Here is a 4,692-nt window from a genome sequence, read left to right on the forward strand (position 1 = left end):
GGCGCTGACCGACGCGCCCGGCAGTGCGGCGGGCGAGGTCGCTGCGCTGGTCGGGCAGCCGGGTTTCGCCGTGTACCGCAATACGCTGGCCAAGGGCTGTGTCGATGCGCTGCGCGCCAATTTCCCTGCCGTCGAACGATTGGTGGGGGAGGAATGGTTTGCCGCCGCCGCGACGCTGTACGCTCGCGAGATGCCGCCGCGCAGTGGCCCGTTGCTTGAGTACGGCGAGAATTTTCCGGCCTTCCTGCAGGATTTCGAACCGGCGCTCGCGCTTCCCTATCTGTCTGGTGTCGCGCAGCTGGACCGGCTCTGGTTAGAGGTATTCAGCGCCGTGGAACAACCCGTTGTGGCCCTCGCTGCCTTGGCGACCCAAACCCCGGAGCAGTTGGCCCGGCAGACGCTCGTTCCGCGCGCTGCGCTGCGTTGGCGGTGGTTCACCGAGCTGCCGGTTTTCAGCATCTGGAGTTGCACCCGTGAAGGACGTGTGGTGCCGGCAGAGCTGGTCTGGCAAGGCGAAGGGGTACTGCTGAGCCGAAGCGCCGGCCGCATCGGCTGGCAGCCACTCGAACGCGCCGGCTGTGCATTTCTCGACGCCTGTGCCGCTGGCCGCTCGCTGGAGCAGGCCTCGGAACAGGCGCTGGCGGCTCAACCGCAACTCGACTTCAACGACCTGCTAGGCCGGCTGCTGGCGGCAGGCGCGTTCGCCGCGCTGGTGCCGACGACGCCATCCACATGAGGAATCGTCATGAACGCCATGCACAACCTGCCGCTGCGTCTGCGTCAGCAATGGAACGCGGTCGCGCAGCGGTTGCAGCAACTGCTCGGCGATTCGCTGCTGAATCTGCTGCCACGCTTGGCCATCGCGGCGATCTTCCTGCTCTCCGGGCGCACCAAAGTGAACGGGGTGCTGGACATCACCCCGGGCACGTTCGAGCTGTTTCGCAGCGAATACGCATTGCCTTTGCTGCCACCGCATATCGCGGCGCACCTGGCGACCTATGCCGAGCATCTTTTCCCGCTGCTGCTGGTGCTCGGCCTGTTCACGCGGCTGTCGGCGTTGGCGCTGCTGCTGATGACGCTGGTGATCCAGCTGTTCGTCTACCCGGACGCCTGGTCGACTCACCTGAACTGGGCGGCGCTGCTACTACTGCTGATCGGCCGTGGCGCCGGCCGACTCTCGCTCGATCACCTGCTGGGGATTCGCTAGCGCCAGCCTGGAACCGCCACCTCAGGCGGGCACGACGTCTTCATCCTCGGGAATCTCATCGGTGACGAACACGCGAGCGTGATCGCTCTGCGCGTCTTCGATGCGCAGACCAAAGTAAAGGGCATCATTGGCGTCCCAGAACGCCTCGACCTGCTCAAGCGAGGCCCGCTCGAGCAGAACCTGGCCGGTGTGTTCGAGGATGATGGAATAGCGGCGATTGGCGGACATGAAAGTGACTCTGATCATCGGAAAGGCTGCACCCGCAGCTGTGATGTCATTTTGTCACTTCACACGGCTTAATCCCTGCCCGTTCATCGGCCGCCAGCCTTTGGCTGCCGAACGGTTGTCTCGTCTCGTCGGCTGGTTCTCAACCGCGTGGATATTGGCTTACTGAAAAAGACGTATGCTAGATCTGGATGCATATGTAGATCCGTTAGAGCGCTGGCTACGGGAAGTTTCTTATAAAGACCTAGCTATGAGAGTGGGCCGATTTTGAAGTATTTTCCCGCTGCTGCCAGGCCTAAGCTGACCCATATGCAGGCAAGGCTAAAGCTGGAAAAATACAACCAAAGCGAGATAGCCTTATTAACTTTTGGGCGTTTTATCCAAAATGAATATAGAAAGCTGTATTTGTGGAGCCGATAAAAGCTCTCAAATGGGCTATTGGATTCCCAGTTAGGATCATGTTTTTTTGAAAAATAACGATCTAACCTATGTATCGCAAAAAAAGATACGTACAGGTTGTTAACGGTGCCGAGTGCCAATATGGAAAATAATGCATATAGCATTATTGCTTTGAGGGAGATTGCAGTGGGCATTTATTGCACCCCTTCGTAAATTACTTCGCCTAGCATTTCGCCGAGTTCGCCTCCTTCACTCCCACCATAATAGGCGCCAAGACCGGCACCAGCTAACCCCACTACGAGTAAAACTGGTGCTCCTACAGTTACGCCGAGAGCTAATGCAATGCCACCAACAATGGCTGTGGCTGCTTGTGCAGTTAGAAAGCCGCCTATCCCTCCGACACTTGCGCTACCAACGAACCCGCCGATTTGTTTAAAGCTGACTTGCTTGCAGCTGCCGCTATCCTCTAACGAACAGGCGTCGTGGATTCTGTTCAACCGAACGCCGCCGTCGATGGCGATGCCCAAATAGCCTAAGCGGCTAGCACCCTTCGCCCAATTTGAAACCGTATTGATCCGGTGCCCAAGCTGCGGCACCTCGCCTCTTTCAGTAATCGCAGAAGCGTTATGCAGGATCGATTTTGTAGATAGGCCGAGCGTGGTCTTGATGCTGTCGTAATTACGGATATTGACAGTTGAGAGGGTCAGACGGCCAAGGGAATGATTCAGCTGGCCGAACAGTTGCTGACGCTTCGCATAGAACTCCGGCGAAAATCGGTTGGGGTTTCCGGTGCGGCGCAGCTCCTCGACATACGCGACGTTGATCTTCTCCAGCATGCTCCTGACGTCCCCTAGCTGGCGTCCGGCTGCGGCACTCAGTACACCCAGCGCGGTGCTCTGGTGGGATGCAACGGTTTCCAGCGAGACGTAGTCCAGAACTTCCAGGTGTCGCTTGACCGTCATGGCTTCGGCGGGTGTCAGCTGTTGGATGCCTTCACTTGCAAGCCGCGCCTGTTCCCTGAGGGCTTCCAGGCGTTGTCGGTCGGCGTCGGTGCGCGGCATGTTGGAGATGATCACGATCTCGCCAGGCAGTACCGTCTCGTTGAGATGCTCGTTGTTACGCTGGAACAACGAGCGGTGGAGGAAGTGCATTTCACGTCCGTAGATCGCCTCATAGATCGCTTGGCGGCTCTGCACCTCTTCGTTCCAGTAGAAGGCGACGTCGAATGCAGCCCCGCTACATTGGCTGTCCTGCATGATCTGTCCCGCGGTGCAGCCGGGGCGTGCCGGGCTGCTCGTTGCAGGCATGCGTAACATCTGGCCAGCCTGGATCTGGTTGGGGTCTTCAATCTGCGGGTTCAGGCGTAGCAGGCTGCTGACGGTGGTGCTGTGATCGCTGGCGATCCGGGTCAGGGTGTCGCCCCTCTGTATCGTGTATTCCATTCGCTTTATCCATGCAGTCCAAGCAGGCAGGCTTCGATACGAGCCAGCCGGTGCTCGGCAGGTTCTTCCTTGTTGGTCAGCCCCGTTCGAACCTCGGGGCTGTCGATGGCATCGGGAAACTGCAGCGCCAACTCAACGTAGGCGAACAGGTGCTGTTCGGCCTCGATACCGAATGCCTCGGCTTCGTGCACGCGCTGCTTGACGACCGCTTCCAGGTCCGGGGCGGACTTTTCATGAAAGTCATCCGCAGAAAAGTGGTTGATCAGGCGCTGGATGAAGCGCTGTCGTTCCTGTTGTTGCCAATGAACGAGGTGCTCGGGATGGATCGAAAACCAGCCCTCGTCGTCAGCAGTTCTGCCGGGAGAAATCTGGTTTGTGGTGAAACCTCGCCATTCGCTCTGCTCGGTGGTCAGCAAGATGCCGCTGACAGGGCCGAGCCAAGCGCTCAGCTCCTCTTGCGTGAGGCTGTCGAAGAAGCGTTCGCTCAAGGCCGGGTCGTAGAATCGGCAGAACGCCAGTTCACCGGAGGGCAGTCTGACGCTCAGCAGGCTGCGCAAATGGCTCGCCAGATCATCGATGCTCGCCGCGCTTTCCAACAACAGCCCTGCCGCTTGCCAGCGCTCCCGGTTCTGCCACATCAGATGCTGCCCCGCGAGGCTGTACAGCACGGGGCTGCATTCCAGCATGGACTCATGGCGCGTGCCTCGGTACAGCAGCTCCAAGTGGGGTTCGTCGTCGTGCTGGTAGATGATCTGCAGAGCCGGTAATGCGGCACTATCGAGCAGCAGGTAGAGGTCGTCTCGCTCGATGTCCGGTTCTTCTACAGCCTGCATCAGGCCGTGCTCGCGTTCTTGCCGCATGGGCAAACCTCCAAGTGGCATAAGCCATCGGCTTGCATTCCGCACTGCTTGACCAACAGCAGTTTGGCGGCCGCGGCCTGTTTGAGTTGCCGCGACATGTTGATCAGCGCAGGCAAGGTGAGGCTGCCGGCAATGGCGCTGGTTGCCAGCCATGGCATTACCGGCGCCAGAATCTTCAGCCCAGAGCCCTTTCCGGCGGCACCACCCGAATTCATCCGGATCGTCGCACCGCTCAGCGTCACGCCGCTGGGGTCGAGTTTGAGGAAGCTGCCTCCGCCGGAGGCGGTGAGTTCCATGCCGGCGTCGATGACGACCTTGCTGCCGGCGTAGTAGTGGATTTCATTGCCCGCCTCGATGAATTGCCCAGTGCCGATCTTCAGGTGTTGGCTGTTACCCACGGTGAGGTGATCGTTGGCGCGGATTTCTGTCTTGCGGTCGGCTTGGGTGGTGCGGTGTTCTTCGGCGCGGAATTCGCTGTAGCTGTTGGCCTCCACGGTGTCGTGGCGTTCGTGACCGACGCGGATCTTCTGGTCGTGCTCGATGTTCTCGTCCCAGTCGC

Annotated in this window: 7 protein-coding genes; 3 read left to right on the forward strand and 4 right to left on the reverse strand. The window is 59.5% G+C overall.

Going from position 1 to position 4,692, the window contains the following annotated elements:
• Both LO50_RS22115 and LO50_RS22120 read left to right on the forward strand, forming a co-directional pair.
• A partial coding sequence (locus tag LO50_RS22115) for an HvfC/BufC N-terminal domain-containing protein (RefSeq protein WP_336434177.1) occupies window positions 1-736 on the forward strand: 736 nt, incomplete at its 5' end.
• A gap of 9 nt (window positions 737-745) precedes the next feature.
• On the forward strand, window positions 746-1,207 hold the full coding sequence (locus LO50_RS22120) for a DoxX family protein (protein ID WP_044316381.1): 462 nt from the start codon (window positions 746-748) through the stop codon (window positions 1,205-1,207).
• 21 nt (window positions 1,208-1,228) lie between these two features.
• Here LO50_RS22120 and LO50_RS22125 read toward each other — a convergent pair whose 3' ends face one another.
• Entirely contained in the window at window positions 1,229-1,435 is a 207-nt protein-coding gene (locus LO50_RS22125) for a hypothetical protein (RefSeq protein WP_044316385.1), read from the reverse strand.
• Between the two features lie 4 nt (window positions 1,436-1,439).
• Here LO50_RS22125 and LO50_RS24970 point away from each other — a divergent pair, with 4 nt between their 5' ends.
• Window positions 1,440-1,601, forward strand: coding sequence for a hypothetical protein (locus LO50_RS24970; RefSeq protein ID WP_161794502.1), 162 nt, complete (start codon window positions 1,440-1,442; stop codon window positions 1,599-1,601).
• A gap of 424 nt (window positions 1,602-2,025) precedes the next feature.
• On the opposite strand, the gene LO50_RS22130 is transcribed toward LO50_RS24970, so the two are convergent.
• The 3 genes from LO50_RS22130 to LO50_RS22140 form a co-directional block, all read right to left on the reverse strand.
• Window positions 2,026-3,273, reverse strand: a complete 1,248-nt coding sequence (locus LO50_RS22130; protein WP_044316382.1) for a LysM peptidoglycan-binding domain-containing protein — start codon at window positions 3,271-3,273, stop codon at window positions 2,026-2,028.
• 5 nt (window positions 3,274-3,278) lie between these two features.
• Window positions 3,279-4,133 (reverse strand): DUF4123 domain-containing protein, encoded by an 855-nt coding sequence (locus LO50_RS22135; RefSeq protein WP_023444054.1) that lies wholly within the window; start codon window positions 4,131-4,133, stop codon window positions 3,279-3,281.
• On the reverse strand, window positions 4,106-4,692 hold a 587-nt coding region (locus tag LO50_RS22140; protein ID WP_044316383.1), incomplete at its 5' end, for a bacteriophage T4 gp5 trimerisation domain-containing protein. The genes LO50_RS22140 and LO50_RS22135, both read right to left, overlap by 28 nt.

This window comes from Stutzerimonas stutzeri, from assembly GCF_000935215.1.
Lineage (GTDB): Bacteria > Pseudomonadota > Gammaproteobacteria > Pseudomonadales > Pseudomonadaceae > Stutzerimonas.

What these genes read in the sequence shown, in the direction of transcription:
- LO50_RS22120 (WP_044316381.1), top strand. Translation starts at nt 746, where the DNA reads ATGAACGCCATGCACAACCTGCCGCTGCGTCTGCGTCAGCAATGGAAC.
- LO50_RS22125 (WP_044316385.1), bottom strand. Translation starts at nt 1,435, where the DNA reads ATGTCCGCCAATCGCCGCTATTCCATCATCCTCGAACACACCGGCCAG.
- LO50_RS22130 (WP_044316382.1), bottom strand. Translation starts at nt 3,273, where the DNA reads ATGGAATACACGATACAGAGGGGCGACACCCTGACCCGGATCGCCAGC.
- LO50_RS22135 (WP_023444054.1), bottom strand. Translation starts at nt 4,133, where the DNA reads ATGCGGCAAGAACGCGAGCACGGCCTGATGCAGGCTGTAGAAGAACCG.